Source organism: Parashewanella hymeniacidonis, from assembly GCF_016900895.1.
GTDB lineage: Bacteria > Pseudomonadota > Gammaproteobacteria > Enterobacterales > Shewanellaceae > Parashewanella > Parashewanella hymeniacidonis.
The window spans coordinates 1-15,746 of sequence record NZ_JAFEUN010000103.1; the positions used below are offsets into that span (position 1 = coordinate 1).

Sequence of the window (15,746 nt, forward strand, 5' to 3'; positions counted from 1 at the left end):
TCTGATGTAAGCCCTAAGTTGTTTTTTAGGGCTAGTCGTAGCTTTCAGAAATTTGATTTCAGAGATACTTTTTCTAATGCAATTTTTTGATTACGAACCGAAACCGAAACACGTTTATGTCCAGAAACAAGCTTGATGAACAACGAATAAAACAAAGATGCCGCCTCAACAACGTTGGGCGGCATCTTATTAAAAATTAACTTTAAATATTAAAGCTCAACTACATCAAACTCAACTTGTGGGTTCACGTCTTCTTCGTAATCAATACCTTCGATGCCGAATCCAAACAGTTTTAAGAACTCTTCTTTATATTCACGGTAATCGGTTAAATCAGCTAAATTCTCAGTCGTGATTTGTGGCCATAGGTCGCGACAATGTTGTTGAATTTCGTCACGAAGTTCCCAATCATCAAGACGCAAACGGTTTTGTTCATCCGTCTCAGCTGCTGCATTGTCTAAACGGTATAAACGCTCGCTAAACATGCGGTTAATTTGTTCAATACAGCCTTCATGAGTGCCTTCAGCACGCATCTTCTTGAATACCATGGCAATATAAAGAGGCATCACCGGAATAGCAGAACTTGCTTGAGTAACTACGCTCTTAAGTACAGCAACGTTTGCACTTCCGCCTTTCACACCTAACTTTTCATTAAGGGCATGTGCAGCACGATCTAAGTCCATTTTTGCTTTACCAAGTGCACCATGCCAGTAGATTGGCCATGTGAGCTCAGTACCGATGTAGCTATAGGCAACCGTTTTACAGTTATCAGTTAATACGCCTGCTTCTAAAAGTGCATTAACCCAAAGTTCCCAATCTTGGCCGCCCATTACAGTGACAGTATCTTGGATTTCTTGTTCTGTTGCTGGTTCAACGGTGGCTTCGATAATCAAGTCTTTATTGGTATCAACGGCTGTTGAATGGTAATCCTCACCAATAGGCTTGAGTGAAGAACGTATAACTTCACCTGAGTCAGGCATTTTACGAACTGGAGAAGCGAGTGAATATACCACCATATCAACTTGACCCAGATCTTCTTTGATCAACTCAATGGCTTTTTGTTTTGCTTCATGGCTAAAAGCATCGCAGTTGATGCTTTTAGAGTATAAGTTCTCTGCTTTTGCAAATTTATCAAATGCAGCTGAGTTATAGAATCCAGCCGTTCCAGGTTTTTTCTCAGTTCCTGGTTTTTCGAAGAATACGCCAATTGTTGCTGCATCGTTACCGAAAGCTGCTGTAATACGAGATGCTAAACCGTAACCGCTTGAAGAACCGATAACTAAAACTTTTTTAGGGCCGTTACTTAATTTTCCATTTGCTTTAGTGATATTGATTTGTTCAAGAACGTTAGCTTCACAGCCTTTCGGGTGAGTGGTTGTACAAATGAAACCACGAGTTTTTGGTTTAATAATCATAGTCGTTCTTCTATTTAATATGTTGAGCCGAGGGAGCTAAAATGAAAAATCACCCCTAAGAATTGCCACTAGGATAATGATTTCATCAAAAAAAGGCACTGATTTTTGTTAAAAAGTGCCATTATATTCAGTGGTTGGAGCAGTCAGTCATCCCAGTTCTTGATCCCTGAGTAGCTTCTTAGTGTATGGGTGCTGTGGGTTGGTAAATAGTTCCTGAGTTTCGGCTTGCTCTACAATCTCACCATCTTTCATGACGATGACATTATCACTAATATGTCTGATGATATTGAGGTTATGAGAGACAAAAATAAAAGATAACCCAAGGTCTTGCTGTAAGCCAATCAGTAAATTGAGTATTTGTGCTCTGACAGACAAATCCAGCGCAGTGAGTGCTTCATCGGCGATAATGACTTTAGGGTTAAGCATCAGTGCTCTTGCCACTGCAACACGTTGTTTTTGTCCTTCAGATATCATATGTGGATAAAAGTCCGCATGCTCAGGCAGTAAACCAACTTGTTTCAGCGTTGACATCACTTGATCATAACGCTGCCTTTCTGAAAGTAAGGTATTGAATTTTAACGGCTCATCTAAGAGTTCGCCAATGGTTAACCTAGGATTCAATGAGGTGTTTGGATCTTGAAAAATCATTCGAATCAGCCGGCAGCGCTGCTTTACGTTCCGTCTTGCTAATGAAGTGCCATCAAATAAAATATCGCCACCCGTTCGGCTTTCGGCACCTACTAATATTTTTGCTAATGTACTTTTCCCCGATCCTGCTTCTCCTACAATGGCCAATGTTTCACCAGGTTGTAGATCGAAAGAAATCGGTTTTAACGCATCGTTTGCTTGTCGCTTGAAATTGCGGTAGCCCGAATAATAGGTTTTTCGAAGGTTTTTAACTTCTAGAATTGGCGTCATTATCTGTTTCTCTATTAAACGGGAAATGGCAAGCAAAGTTTCTGTCTTTATCTTTGGCAATGAGAGGCTGGTTAACGCACTTACGTTCGGCTTTAGGGCAACGGGGCCCGAGACGGCAACCTATTGGGAGATGTTGTAAAGCTGGGATAGAACCAGGCATTGTCTGCATCATTGATTTATGGGCGACTTGTTGCTCTGCATTCGGTAAGTGAGCAAGTAATGTCCTGGTGTACGGGTGAAATGGCTTTTCCATTATTTTAGAAGTAGGGCCTGATTCTGCAATTTGGCCACAATAGATCACCGTTAGAGTATTACACCATTTCGTGAGGTTTTCTAATTCATGACTGATCAACAATATTGATACGTTTTGGAGCTGATTTAATTGATTTAATAATCGAAATATTTGAGCCCGTGTGCTGGCTTCCATATTGGTTGTTGGTTCGTCAGCGATAAGAAGTTGTGGCTTATTGGCAATGGCCATTGCAATCATGGCTTTTTGGCATTCACCGTCAGAGAGTTCCCACGCATAACTGTCCATCACTTCTTTGGTGTTTTTTATTCCGACTTTATGGAGCCATTTTTCAGCTTGTTTTTTTCTTTCAGAGTGTCGTCGCCAAAAAGGAGTACCTTTGGGCACTGGCATTACTTCTAACAATTGTGATCCAACATCATTTGCAGGGTCAAAACTGCCTGTTGGATCTTGGAACACCATCGCAATATGTTTACCCATGAGTGCACGACGTTCCCGATTGGACATTGTCATCAAGTTCTTACCATCAAACATTAATCTATCTGCATTGACGGTCCAATTAGGTTCGGACAAACCAATAATTGCTTTTGCAAGCAAACTGCGCCCTGAACCAGACTCTCCAACTAATCCTTGAATCTCCCCTACATTAAGCGTCAAGCTGATCCGCTCGAGTGCTTTAACTTTTCCGTGAGGTGTATTGAGCTCAATCGTTAGATTTCTTATATCAAGTAGTGGCATAAAAGTTGTCCTTTAGCCTCTTGTTGGTGCAAGTGCGCTGCGCAAGCCATCACCGACTAAATTAATGGATAACACAGTAGTCAAAATAGCAAAGCCAGGAATGGTTACTGTCCATGGTGCAATTAAAAAGTGCTCTGTACCTTGTAATACCATTGCCCCCCACTCAGGGCTTGGGGCTTGAGCGCCGAGATTGAGAAACCCGAGTGCTGCAATATCCAAAATAGCTACAGATAAGGCCAAAGTAGTTTGAATAATCACTACATCCCAAACGTTTGGCATAACGACAAACCAATAAATTTGAAAATGATTCGCACCATCAAGTTTTGCTGCAGTAACGTATTCTTTCTGTAATTCTTCATGGACTGCTTGATGAACAGCACGAACAAATTGAGGAATAAGTGCCAACCCTACAGCCCAGAATACATTTTGTAAGCCTGTGCCAAGAACTGCAACAACCAGCATTGCCATTAGGAGAGATGGAATCGAAAGTAGTGCGTCAAGTAAGTGACCCAAAATACTCGATTTCAAGCCCTTCATCATTCCTGATAAAGAGCCGATAAAAAAGCCCACAGCAAGTGCGAAAAAAACAATGATAAATGACAAACCAAACGTTAAGTGTGCGCCATGAAGCAAGCGACTGAGAATATCCCTACCAAGACCATCGGTTCCTAGAAAGTGATCGACACTTCCATTGGGGTCCCAAGACGGCGGAACCAGCAATGCATTCGCATCTTGAAGTTCGGCGGGATAAGGAGCCAGATGACTTCCAAAGATAACAATAAGTGCCAATAAAAACATAACCCAAAGGCCAACAAGCGCAAAAGGATTTCCAGAAAACGCAAGCCAAGTTCGTTTTCCTGGAGAGGGGATGGCATTGTCCTGATATATTTTAATTCGTGCCATAAAATTCTTTCTTGGTGATAGGATTGGTTGAAGTATGAATTACATCAATTAAAATGTTTAAGAAGATGATCAAAATTGCGACTACAAAAACACCACCTTGAATCACGGTATAGTCTCGTTGATAAATACCTGAAACTAGCCAATATCCCACACCTGGCCATGCGAAGCTCACTTCAACCAATATGGCATAACTCGCAAATGGGCCTAGCATTACGCCTAATTGCTTTAATACTGGAACTAACGCATTTGGCAGTGCGTGACGCCAAATGATCACCCACCAATGTAAGCCTCTTGCTTCGGCAGCACGAATGTAGGTTTTATTCATTACTGACATCATGGAACTACGAGTAATACGAATGACGACCGTAAGTGGTAAAATAGAAAGTGTAATTGCCGGTAAAACTAAGTGATGCAACGCATCATAAAATGCGGCAGTGCCATACTTATTGCTCGCTAAGAGACTGTCGATAACGACAAAACCTGTGACAGGCTTAATCTCATAAAGTAAATTAATTTGTCCAGAGATGGGGAGCCAATCTTTTTGAACACCAAACCAATGAGCGAGCATAAGTCCTAACCAAAAAACGGGTAAAGAATAGCCTGTTAAGGTCGCTGCCATAATGACATTTTGCGATGTTTTATGTTGGTTAAACGAAGCTAGAACGCCAATAGGTACACCTACCGCAATAGCCAAAATTCCAGCAATAAACGCAAGTTCAAATGAAGCGGGTAATACGGTAGCAAGTTCATGTGCAATGGATTCCTGAGATGTTACTGAAAATCCAAAATCACCACTCAGTCTTTGCTTTGAATAAGCGTAAAATTGAACGACTACATTCTGATCTAGATGGTATGACTGTTCAATCTGTTGTTGCTGTTTAGCGGTAGGGTTAAGGATCCCAGATAGTGCAACGCTTTGCTCTACTGGAAACAAACTTGTGGCGTAAAATAAAACCGCTAGCATGACCAAAGAGGTCGCAAGAAATAGGTTTATTCGCCTTAAAATGTACCAAGTCATTTATTATTATCCTGTGCGGCCACGTGGGAAGCATGTGCAAATGATATTCCACCAAATGGTGATAAATGAACACCTTGAATATCTGCTCTTTTTAATATCATTCTATTACTATGAACCAAAGGCACAATAGGTTTTTGTTTATAAATAAATTTTTCTGCTTGCTGATAAATCACTTTTCTATCTTGTTGAGAGGTCATTGACTTAGCTTTTGTAAGTAATTCATCCAACTTTTGATTACACCAATGGGAGCGATTATTATTCGAACGTAATGACGCACAGCTTAAAAATGGAGAGAAAAAGTTATCTGGATCACTATTATCGGCATCCCAGCCAATGAGTACTGAATCATAGGTGGCGGCGTTTAATTTATCTAAGAAAACACTCCAGTCGTAACTAACGATGGTCGCTCTAACACCAATAAGTGCTAAGTCTGCCTGCAATAATTGTGCTGTTTTAATGGGGTTAGGATTGTAAGCGCGAGCTGTTGGCATTGCCCAAACAGACATTTCTAAGTTTTGTACACCAGCTTCTTTCAACAACTGTCGAGCTCTTACTGGGTTGTAAATGTCATTATATACATTCGTTTGCGCCCATGACGCAGGAGGAAGAATGCTTTTCGCTTCAGAGGCAGTGTTGTGATAAACCGCTTTTAAAATTGCTTTTTTGTTAATGGCCAACGATAAGGCTTGCCTCACTTTAGGGTTATTGAATGGCGCTTTTTTGGTATTAAATGCCCAATATGCGACATTCATTCCTTTTTGCTGTTGTAACTCAATATGATGGTTTTGATTAACCACTTTAATTTCGTCAGGTTTTGGAAGGGCGGAAACACTGCAATCTCGAGTAATGAGCTTAGCTAAGCGTTGAGAGCTCTTTCTCGTAATGTCAAAAACAAGGTTCTGAACCTTGGCTTTGTTCCCCCAATATTCTTCATTACGCTTATAGCGAATATATTCGTTTTTGGCGTAGTCCTTAAACACAAACGGTCCGGTACCAATTGGTTGTTTGTCGATTTCTTCTAGTGTTCTTCGCTTAAGTAGTTGTGTGGCATATTCTTGTGAAAGAATGACGGCAAAATCAGAAGCTAAATTAGCTAAAAAGCTCGCATCTTTATGATTTAGTTTGAACACGACGGTTGTTTCATCAGGGGCACTGATGGTTTTTACTAACCCAGAAAAATCAATGCCCTGGAAAAAAGGGTAACCTGTGCTCGATATAGAGTGAAATGGATTTTTTTTATCAATAATCCGATTAAATGAAAAGAGAACATCTTGAGAATTTAACGTTCTTGTGGGAGTAAATAGCCGAGAATGATGAAATTGAACGCCTTCTCTAAGATGAAAAGTATATGTTTTTTGATCTGCAGAGATATTCCAGCTAACCGCAAGCCCGGGCATGACAAGACCTGATCGAGCATCAAATTCAACAAGGTGATCATATAACTGATGAGATGTGGCATCTACAGTAGTGCCAGAGGTAACTAATTGCGGGTTAAAACTCGAAGGGTTACCTTCAGAACAATACACTAAACCACTTGGAAGCTCGGGTTGCTTACAGGCAACTAACGTCGAGATTAAGGTTACAGAAACGACCAATCTATATATTGAGCGGAACAGGCAATTGTTCATGCTAAGTAAAACTATTTTGAATTCATATAACTGACTATTTTAGCAGTCTTCAAAACTTAAGAGCAATGAGCAAGATCGCTTTGGGAGATCTCGCTTCATTCAGATAACTTAAAACTCCAGTAAATGATCCCAATAATACTGGTTTTTTGAGCTTAATTGCGCTTGCTTAAAACCACTGAAGTTTATTTTTAAGTCATCATAAGATTGCGTCATTACTGCTCTGGTTATGATTTTTTGTTTGTTTTCGGTTGAACAATCTTGGTTGAAGCCGACTTGAAATAAGTGATAGGTAATAACATCAGCTGATAGGACTGTTGAAAACTCACCTCTGTGACATGATGTTTGGTCGTTGTATGTCATGCTTTGGCTGATATTTATCTCAGTTTCAGATTCAGTGGTATTCCAATCAAGTTGAATATCGTCTTCTAATGGTAGGTACTGCTCAGATAAATGAGTATGGTTAATCACGGACAATGGATCAGAAAGTTCACCTGTTAATGAATAGTTTTTACCGTTTAGAGATAAGTCTATTTCGAGTGATTGTAAATCGTCATTAGATAAATTGACTGTATATCTCGGGTTTGGTAGACCAGAAAGATCAGACGCTTGGAAGTGGTCAGCTAAATCATAGGAGATCCCATTGAGTTTAAGGGTGAAGATGTTTTTCATTTCAACAATGATTCGTTGATCGCTACTGGAAGATTTTTTCGCCATTTCATAAAGCGTTATCTCCACTTCATTGTGTTGTTCATTGGTTGCTAAGCTTGAATCTGCAGAAGTACTATTTGTACTCACTTCTATTCTTAATCCTAGAAAACTCAGTTGGGTACGTTCTCAAGCGCAGAAAAAATTGTCGGTAGCAAGGCAGAACGTGCAGCAAGTAGTTAATCTACTTGCAAATGTTCTAACGTAGATAACGGCAATTTTAGCCAGCTTGTGAGCGTAGAGCGATTCACCCAATAGGTGATAACAGTTAATCAGATTATTTTATTACTTTCATAAGCTTAAAAAGTGATTTAGCGTTCAACTGAGTTTTTTAGGTTAATAGAGCGTCCTCTTTAACTTGTTCGGCATCTTTGCTACCGCAACCAGATAAACTCATTAGAGCTAAGAGTGAAATAACTAACTTTTTCATTATTATCTATCCTTGATATTTTTCTTATAATTAAGTTTTATCGAGTAAATTATACTTCTTCAAAATTCCTCGTAGCTGATGATAAGTCAAGCCAAGGTTTTCAGCTGTTTTCTTTTGGTTAAACTGGCTTTGCTCAAGCGCTTGCTGAATGATCTCAACTTCATAACGTTCTGTTTCATCTTTAAAGTTGAGTGGAAAACTGATGTTTACCGTTGTTGGAGATGTTTCGATATCTTCTTCTGGCTGCTCTGTTCTAGTTACTTCAGCACTGCTTATTTGTGGTGCAGCTTGTTGAGATAACGTTTTTACACGTTTGGTTGGTCGATAAGGTGACTCAAATGGATCTAAGCTGATATCTTCTATCGGAGTTGCTTCAGTCCCATTTCGATAGACACTTCGCTCAATGGCATTTTTCAGTTCACGAATATTACCAGGCCAAGCATAATCGAAGAGCTGCTCTGTCGCTGAGCGAGAAAATCCAGCAAAAAATGGCATATCCAGTTGTCGAACCATACCGAGAGCAAAATATTCCGCTAATGGCATGATATCTTCTTTTCTGTAACGAAGAGGTGGAAGGGTAATTACATCAAAAGCGAGTCGATCTAGTAGATCCGCACGAAATTCACCAGCATCAGCTAAAGAAGGTAAATCTTCATTTGCCGCACAAATTAAGCGCACATCTGTTTGAACTGTCTTACTACCACCTACACGTTCAAATTCACCATATTCGATAACACGCAATAACTTTTCTTGGATTAAACCTGATGTATTCGCTAATTCATCTAAGAAGAGTGTTCCGTTGTCTGCACGCTCAAAACGACCTTCATGACGGCCTTTTGTTCCGGTAAAAGCACCTGATTCATGACCAAACAGTTCACTCTCTAATAAGTTTTCACTTAATGATGAACAATTTAGTTTAATAAAGCTTTGATCCCAACGTTGAGACAGGTAATGTAGACGCTCGGCGATGAGCTCTTTACCTGTACCGCGTTCACCGATAATTAAAACGGGCTTAGAAAGCGGTGCGACTTGTGAGACATGCTCTAAAACCTCTAATAAGGCATTAGATTGACCAATAAGGTTATCTTGTTTGAATGAATTCGCCACGGTCTTGTTGGTATTTTCCACTAAATTTTGGTGAAAATTATAATAAGTCGCTATTGATAGAATTGAAAGAAAAAGTTATAAAAATGTTTAAGTGGTTGAAAATAAAGGGTTATCAAAAGTTGGCACGAACTCTGATATAACTATTTTGAAATTAATCACTTTGAGGAATGGATTATGGGAATTTTTTCACGATTTGCGGACATCATTAATTCGAATATCAGCTCTTTATTAGATAAAGCTGAAGACCCAGAAAAAATGGTTCGCCTAATCATCCAAGAGATGGAAGATACGCTAGTCGAAGTTCGTTCTACCAATGCAAAAGTATTGGCTGAGAAAAAAGAGCTGCTACGTCGCATTGCTCGCTCTGAAGAGCAAGTGCAAGATTGGCAAGAAAAAGCAGAGTTAGCACTTTCTAAAGAACGTGAAGACTTAGCAAAAGCAGCATTAATGGAAAAGCAAAAGTACAGTGATGTTGTTAAAGCACAATCTGATGAGTTGCTTGTGATTGAAGAACAAATTGCACGCTTGAAAGAAGAAGTTGTGCAACTTCAAGAAAAACTCGCTGATGCAAAAGCTCGTCAAAAGACGATCGTTATGCGCACTCAAACCGCATCTTCACGTTTGAATGTGAAAAAGCAGCTTGATTCAAGCAAAGTCGATGATGCAATGCTTAAGTTTGAGCAATATGAACGACGTGTTGAAGGTATTGAAGCACAGGTTGAATCTTATGATATGGGCAAGAAAAACAGCCTAGCCGATGAGTTTGCAGCATTAGAAGCAGAAGAAAACGTAAATAACGAACTTGAAGCTTTAAAAGCGAAAGTTAAAGCTAAAAAAGATAAGACTAAAGCTTAATCTAGGATAGGAGAATAAATAATGGATGGAGATTTACTTATTGCTCCGCTTATCTTGTTTACAGTTATCGTAGCTCCTATTTGGTTGATATTGCATTACAAAAGTAAAAAGCAAGTAAGCCAGGGGTTATCAGAAGATGAGTTTGCACAACTTAATGAGCTCATTCGAACGGCTGATAAGATGGGGCAACGTATTGAAACTTTAGAAAAGATATTGGATACGGAGTCTCCGGAATGGAGGAACAGAGATGACAACAAGCAATAGAAAAACGCTTTATCGCAATCCAAAAGAAAAGAAACTTGCAGGTGTTTGTGCAGGGATAGCAGAATTCTTCGGACTGGAAACTTGGTTAGTTCGTGTTGTTACTGCTTCAATCTTCCTTTTGGGTGGTGCGGGAATCATCTTTGTAGGGTATGTTGTTTTATGGCTTATTCTTGATGAAAAGTCAGTAACACATGATGAAAATAGCCTTCACCGTGATATCGAAGTAAAAAAGAAGTTCTGGCAAGCAGGTGAGCCTGCGACTCAGGCGCTTCAAGATGTAAATCAGCAGTTTCGTGCCTTAGAGTTGAGATTGCGAAACATGGAGCGTCATGTAACTTCTGACAGTTATGACTTGAAACGCCAAATTGATAATTTATAACTTTCTCTACTCGAAGGCGCTGAATATGACGATATCCAGTGCCTTTTCTATTTCTGGGTTATCCGTTTAATGAGCATTCTTTCTAAAACAATTTCTAAAGTTGAAAAACAAACGAAGACAATTATTCGTAGAACTGCAGATAGACATATTCGTTTGGCCGTAACGGGTTTATCTGGTGCCGGGAAAACAGCGTTTATCACTGGACTTGTTAATCAATTGCTTCGATCTGGTAATACATTTAAAGAGCAAGCCTTACCTTTGTGGCATGTCGCTAGAGAACAAAGGTTGCTTGGTGTTGAACGACAATTGCAGCCTGATTTAGAGATTGCCAGTTTCGATTACCAAGGCGGGATCAATTCACTCACAGCGTCACCGAATCATTGGCCAGCTTCTACACGTAATATTAGTGAGATACGGCTGGCTATTCATTTTCAACCTAAATCGGGAGTATTGAGTAAGTTTACCGATCGTTCCACCTTAATTCTTGATATTGTGGACTATCCTGGGGAATGGTTATTAGACTTGCCTCTGCTGAAAACGGATTATCAAACCTGGTCGTTTGAGCAGCTACAGAACAAGCACAAGTTAGAGCAATCAACCTGTTACTCAGCATTCTTATCGTCTTTGAGTCAGCTCGATTTAACCGAAAAAGCAGATAATGAAGAAATAGCAAAAATCGCTGAGCTTTACCGAAATGCATTACTGGATTTGGTAAACAATAAGGGCTTTTACTTGGCACAACCCGGTAGAATGTTATTACCTGGCGATCTTGATGGTTCGCCGTTAGTCAACTGGTTTCCATTGTCACATCTTACCGCTGAACAATGGGCTCTATTTACTTCAGAAACTGATGATAATAGCTATTTTAAAGTTTTAGCTCATCGGTTTAACAGTTATAAAGAAAAAGTCGTAAAACCCTTCTATCGAAATCATTTTAGTAAATTTGATCGACAAATCGTATTGGTTGATAGCTTAACCGCACTCAATAATGGCCAAGCTCAGTTTAATGATATGGCGTCTGCTCTTTCAAATATTCTTTCGAGCTTTCAGTTTGGAGACTCTAATATTTTACGCCGCCTATTTGCACCGAGAATCGATAAGTTGCTCTTTGCAGCAAGCAAAGTTGATCATATTACTCGTGATCAACAAACTAATTTACTTTATTTACTCAATGATATGCTGCAAGAGAGTCGTCAGTTTGCCAGCATCAAAGGTTGTGATGTTGAAACGATGGCCATAAGCGCCATAAAAGCGACAAAACATGGATTAGTGACTCATCAAGGAAAGCAGATTGAAGCCGTTTTCGGCCGAAAAAATAATGACAGAAGTGACGTTACTCTTTATCCCGGCGATGTGCCTAAAGCACTTCCTAAAAAGGATTTTTGGCAACAACAGGGGTTTAATTTTGTTAATTTCGCACCTCCAGAATCACTTCAAGGTGAAGTGAAACCAATGCTTGAACACATTCGTTTAGATCACTTATTGCAGTTTTTGTTGGGAGATAAACTTGATTAAAAAAAATGACAAAGCTGAAAAAGCTCAGTTAAAACCAGCTCAAGAATTCAATGAGTTAGAGGCTTTGCTTGAGCCAGAAGAGGAAAGCTTGATAAAACCTCCGAAAAAATTTGAAACGACTGACTTATCTGATTCTGAGTTTGAGTCACTTTTTAACGATGTTGAACAAGACTCTAAATTAAAAAAGGCCAGACCTTGGAGTAAGTTAGCTCGCTGGGCTGTCGTGTCAGTTTTTGTTTTAGTCATGGTAGAGTTGGGTTTAACGCTTTCAGCAGCATGGCAGCAAAGTCCATTTTTATTTGGTTTATATTCAGCAACCATAGGTTTGGTTGGTGCTTGGGCTGGTAGAGGTCTGTTTAGAGAATATAAAAAACTTAAGAAATTAAAAGACATTGAAAATCAGCGAGAAACGGCCGATAGAGTTGAAAAGAGTGTACAAACAGGTGAGGTGAGCAAATTCATCGCAAGTATTAAGCTCCCTGATGCCTTTGATTATTCAGTTTCAACGTATCATAAACTTTCGCACTCACACTTAAATGATTCCGAATTATTAAAGCTTTATGATGAAACGGTAATGAGCGCCGTGGATGTAAAAGCTAAAAAAATTGTTCACAAATATGCCGCTGAATCAGCCCTTCTTTTGGCAGTGAGTCCATTTGCCATTCTTGACATGTTTTTAGTTCTACTTCGTAACCAAAAGATGCTCAATGAATTAGCTCAATGCTACGGAATTGAATTGGGTTATATGAGTCGAATAAAGCTTATCAGAGGCATATTCACGAATATTCTGTTTGCTGGTGCAAGTGAATTGTTGACAGATCTTGGCAGCCAACTGCTCTCTCTTGAAATTACGGGTAAGTTATCGGCAAAGTTAGGGCAAGGTTTAGCGGGCGGTTTATTAACGGCTCGATTAGGGTATCAAGCAATGGAATTATGTCGGCCGATTCAATTCCATAAGGACAATAAGCCTAGGCTTTCTAAAGCTCACAAGTCTCTACTTGTCGAACTCAAAAATTTTGCCAAGAGTGTTAAAAATTAAAGCCTGAACACTTGCCTGTAACAGAGGTTTTACAAATTTAGAAAAGTTAATTAAGGCAAAATTTCGATTAAAGCGACTAAAGCACTTATGTTAATTCTACTTAGCTATATACATCCTATAACCAAACTAGAATAAAAATAGCCATGGGGGAATTATGAAAGCAAATTGGAATTTTGCGACAAAAACGATTCATGCAGGTAAACAAAAAGAGTCTTTAGGGGCTTTAGTATCGCCTTTATATCAAAGTGCAACTTTTACTTTTGATACAGCAGAACAAGGTGGAAGACGCTTTAGTGGTGATGAGCAAGGATATATATACACTCGCTTAGGTAACCCAACTACCTCCGAGCTTGAGCGTAAAATGGCTGCACTCGAAGGGGCTGAAGATGCTGCTGCAACAGCCTCTGGTATGGGAGCGGTTTCAGCTGCCTTACTTGCCAACCTTCAACAAGGTGATCATCTCATTGCTTCAAGAGCTGTTTATGGTTGCAGCTTTGCATTGATGACACATCAGTTTGCACGTTTTGGGATTGATGTTTCACTGGTTGACTTTACTGATATAACAGCGATAGAAGCGGCGATTCAACCTAATACCAAAGCTTTATTTTGTGAAACTCCAGTAAACCCGCACCTTGAAGTGTTTGATCTTCAAGCTGTTGCTAAAATTTGTAAGCAACACAGTATTGTTTCTATAGTAGATAATACCTTTATGACCCCGCTATTACAGCTTCCTCTTTCGTTGGGTATTGATATGGTAATTCATTCCGCAACTAAATATTTAAACGGTCATGGTGATGTGATTGCCGGCGTTGTGTGTGGCAATGCTGAGATAATGCAAAAGGTGAAATTCGAAATACTAAAGGACATAGGTGCTGTCATTTCTCCACATGATGCTTGGCTGATCTTACGTGGTTTAAAAACGTTAGATGTTCGAGTTCAGCGTCACTGTGACAATGCTGAGCAAGTGGCTGAATATCTTGAGCAGCATCCTAAAATATCTAAAGTGTTTTATCCCGGGCTTGAGAGTCATCAAGGACATAAATTCGTTGGTTCACAAATGCTCAGAAGTGGTGGTGTTATCGCATTTGAACTAGATGCATCCTTCGAAAAGAGTATGACGTTTGTTAATAACTTAGAACTATTTACTATTGCAGTGAGCTTAGGTGACGCTGAATCGTTAGTACAACATCCAGCCTCCATGACACATTCGCCTTATACAGAGGAAGCAAAAGCTGCAGCTGGAATTACTGATAGCTTAATCCGCATTTCTGTAGGGCTAGAAAATGTTCAAGATATTATCGATGACTTGAGGGTTACCTTAGATAAAGTGTAAAACGCTTAATTTGGTTGCTTTTTGAACATATTTATGTAAATTAAATGCTGATTATGCTGATTATGCTGATTATGCTGATTATGCTGATTATGCTGATTATGCTGATTATGCTGATTATGCTGATTATGCTGATTATGCTGATTATGCTGTATACCCATGATACTTGAACCTAAATAAATCAGTTACCCTCCACCCTAAATATCCAGTGGCTCGATCTAAGCTTGATTATCTGGCTCTTCCTTTGGAGTTTACTTAGGCTGATGACGTTATCGGTATTAGCCCTTTTTTCACTCCCATTTGCTCAATAATCTTTTCAATAATGAGCTGCCAATACTCTTTCTTTGTTAACTGCTGAGTAGTGGATTTCAGCTCCTCAAAAAACCACATTACTCTTTGATAAGCGCCTGCCACAGCCTCATGGTTAGCATGGCTATGAGTCAACTTTAAGAATTTTTGTCTACCTGATTTTGTCAGCTTTCCAATACTGCTCATCAATAATGGACGGCTTGTAATGGCTTCGAGGTGACTATCAGGGTTAATGAGTCGTACAAACAAACTCCACCAGTTGTATATCAGTGTTACTATTCGAGCCATCATTTGAGTAGAGTGCATTTTTTGTGTAGTAAAGCCACCCCAGCCCCAGTGGTTTTTAAGCTCATCGAAGTTATTTTCACAGTCAGCTCTATCTCTATAAAGTTGTACGATACTGATGACATCCTTGTTTAAATCGGTAACTAGAACCGAGTATTCATAAAGCTTAAATTCTTCTGGCTCTTCGATAAAACCTAACGATAGCTGACCGTTTACGTTATGCTCCAGCACCAGTTCATCATTTTTTTGAAGCTTTCGTCTCATAAGAATGACACGGCGGGCATGTTTCCAACTGGTTAGTTGAATTTCACTTTCTTTGACTTCCCAATGGTTATTAAAGGCTTTCCAACCACCTTGTCCATGTTGCGAACGAATAAGTTTTTTAACACCAGAGCCTTTCTTCATTTTGAAGAGATACGATTGAGTCACTTCTTCCAAAGCGATCATTACCGAGTCTGCGCCCCAATCACAGTCACCACGCACGAACTCTGGTTTACAATCACTCGGAAGTTGCTCAAGTAGTGATAATAATCGAGGCAAAGAGTGTGATGATGACGTTTGATTTCCAGGCTGAACTTCTACATCAAGCACCAGCCTCAAGTTGGCAATAAGGTATGAATGATAAGCATGACTAGGACGTCCTTGTTTATGAGGGTTGTAG

General features: G+C 39.6%; 15 protein-coding genes. 6 read left to right on the top strand and 9 right to left on the bottom strand.

Annotated features, from left to right (window positions below; all coding sequences use genetic code 11):
• Window positions 1–209: 209 nt before the first annotated feature.
• The 8 genes from fabV to pspF form a co-directional block, all read right to left on the bottom strand.
• Entirely contained in the window at window positions 210–1,412 is a 1,203-nt protein-coding gene (fabV, locus tag JQC92_RS17330) for an enoyl-ACP reductase FabV (protein WP_205000817.1), read from the bottom strand.
• 147 nt (window positions 1,413–1,559) lie between these two features.
• A complete protein-coding gene (locus JQC92_RS17335; protein ID WP_205000827.1) occupies window positions 1,560–2,333 on the bottom strand; it encodes an ATP-binding cassette domain-containing protein in 774 nt (257 codons plus the stop codon).
• Entirely contained in the window at window positions 2,308–3,318 is a 1,011-nt protein-coding gene (locus JQC92_RS17340) for an oligopeptide/dipeptide ABC transporter ATP-binding protein (protein WP_205000818.1), read from the bottom strand. The genes JQC92_RS17335 and JQC92_RS17340 overlap by 26 nt, the downstream gene beginning before the upstream one ends.
• 12 nt (window positions 3,319–3,330) lie before the next feature.
• On the bottom strand, window positions 3,331–4,221 hold the full coding sequence (locus JQC92_RS17345; protein WP_129946526.1) for an ABC transporter permease subunit: 891 nt from the start codon (window positions 4,219–4,221) through the stop codon (window positions 3,331–3,333).
• Window positions 4,208–5,239: an ABC transporter permease gene (locus tag JQC92_RS17350; RefSeq protein ID WP_205000819.1), complete on the bottom strand. Its 1,032-nt coding sequence runs from the start codon at window positions 5,237–5,239 to the stop codon at window positions 4,208–4,210. The genes JQC92_RS17345 and JQC92_RS17350 overlap by 14 nt, the downstream gene beginning before the upstream one ends.
• Complete coding sequence (locus JQC92_RS17355) at window positions 5,236–6,867, bottom strand: ABC transporter substrate-binding protein (RefSeq protein ID WP_205000820.1); 1,632 nt, start codon at window positions 6,865–6,867, stop codon at window positions 5,236–5,238. Before JQC92_RS17355 ends, JQC92_RS17350 begins: the two co-directional genes overlap by 4 nt.
• A gap of 108 nt (window positions 6,868–6,975) precedes the next feature.
• Window positions 6,976–7,662 carry a hypothetical protein gene (locus tag JQC92_RS17360; RefSeq protein WP_205000821.1) on the bottom strand — a complete coding sequence of 229 codons (687 nt, stop codon included), beginning with the start codon at window positions 7,660–7,662 and terminating at the stop codon, window positions 6,976–6,978.
• Between the two features lie 370 nt (window positions 7,663–8,032).
• Window positions 8,033–9,109, bottom strand: coding sequence for a phage shock protein operon transcriptional activator (gene pspF, locus JQC92_RS17365; protein WP_205000822.1), 1,077 nt, complete (start codon window positions 9,107–9,109; stop codon window positions 8,033–8,035).
• Window positions 9,110–9,283: 174 nt separating this feature from the next.
• Here pspF and pspA point away from each other — a divergent pair, with 174 nt between their 5' ends.
• The 6 genes from pspA (at window position 9,284) to megL (ending at window position 14,494) form a co-directional block, all read left to right on the top strand.
• Window positions 9,284–9,964, top strand: coding sequence for a phage shock protein PspA (gene pspA, locus JQC92_RS17370; protein WP_205000823.1), 681 nt, complete (start codon window positions 9,284–9,286; stop codon window positions 9,962–9,964).
• Between the two features lie 21 nt (window positions 9,965–9,985).
• Window positions 9,986–10,228 carry an envelope stress response membrane protein PspB gene (pspB, locus tag JQC92_RS17375; RefSeq protein ID WP_129946520.1) on the top strand — a complete coding sequence of 81 codons (243 nt, stop codon included), beginning with the start codon at window positions 9,986–9,988 and terminating at the stop codon, window positions 10,226–10,228.
• A complete protein-coding gene (gene pspC / locus JQC92_RS17380) occupies window positions 10,212–10,607 on the top strand; it encodes an envelope stress response membrane protein PspC (protein WP_129946519.1) in 396 nt (131 codons plus the stop codon). Before pspB ends, pspC begins: the two co-directional genes overlap by 17 nt.
• 69 nt (window positions 10,608–10,676) lie before the next feature.
• On the top strand, window positions 10,677–12,122 hold the full coding sequence (locus tag JQC92_RS17385) for a YcjX family GTP-binding protein (protein WP_205000824.1): 1,446 nt from the start codon (window positions 10,677–10,679) through the stop codon (window positions 12,120–12,122).
• Window positions 12,115–13,161 carry a YcjF family protein gene (locus tag JQC92_RS17390; protein ID WP_239480616.1) on the top strand — a complete coding sequence of 349 codons (1,047 nt, stop codon included), beginning with the start codon at window positions 12,115–12,117 and terminating at the stop codon, window positions 13,159–13,161. The genes JQC92_RS17385 and JQC92_RS17390 overlap by 8 nt, the downstream gene beginning before the upstream one ends.
• Before the next feature lie 154 nt (window positions 13,162–13,315).
• On the top strand, window positions 13,316–14,494 hold the full coding sequence (gene megL, locus JQC92_RS17395) for a methionine gamma-lyase (RefSeq protein WP_205000825.1): 1,179 nt from the start codon (window positions 13,316–13,318) through the stop codon (window positions 14,492–14,494).
• Between the two features lie 252 nt (window positions 14,495–14,746).
• Here the strand turns inward: megL and JQC92_RS17400 are convergent.
• Window positions 14,747–15,746, bottom strand: a 1,000-nt coding sequence (locus JQC92_RS17400; RefSeq protein ID WP_205000826.1) for a transposase, incomplete at its 5' end; no start/stop codon positions are given.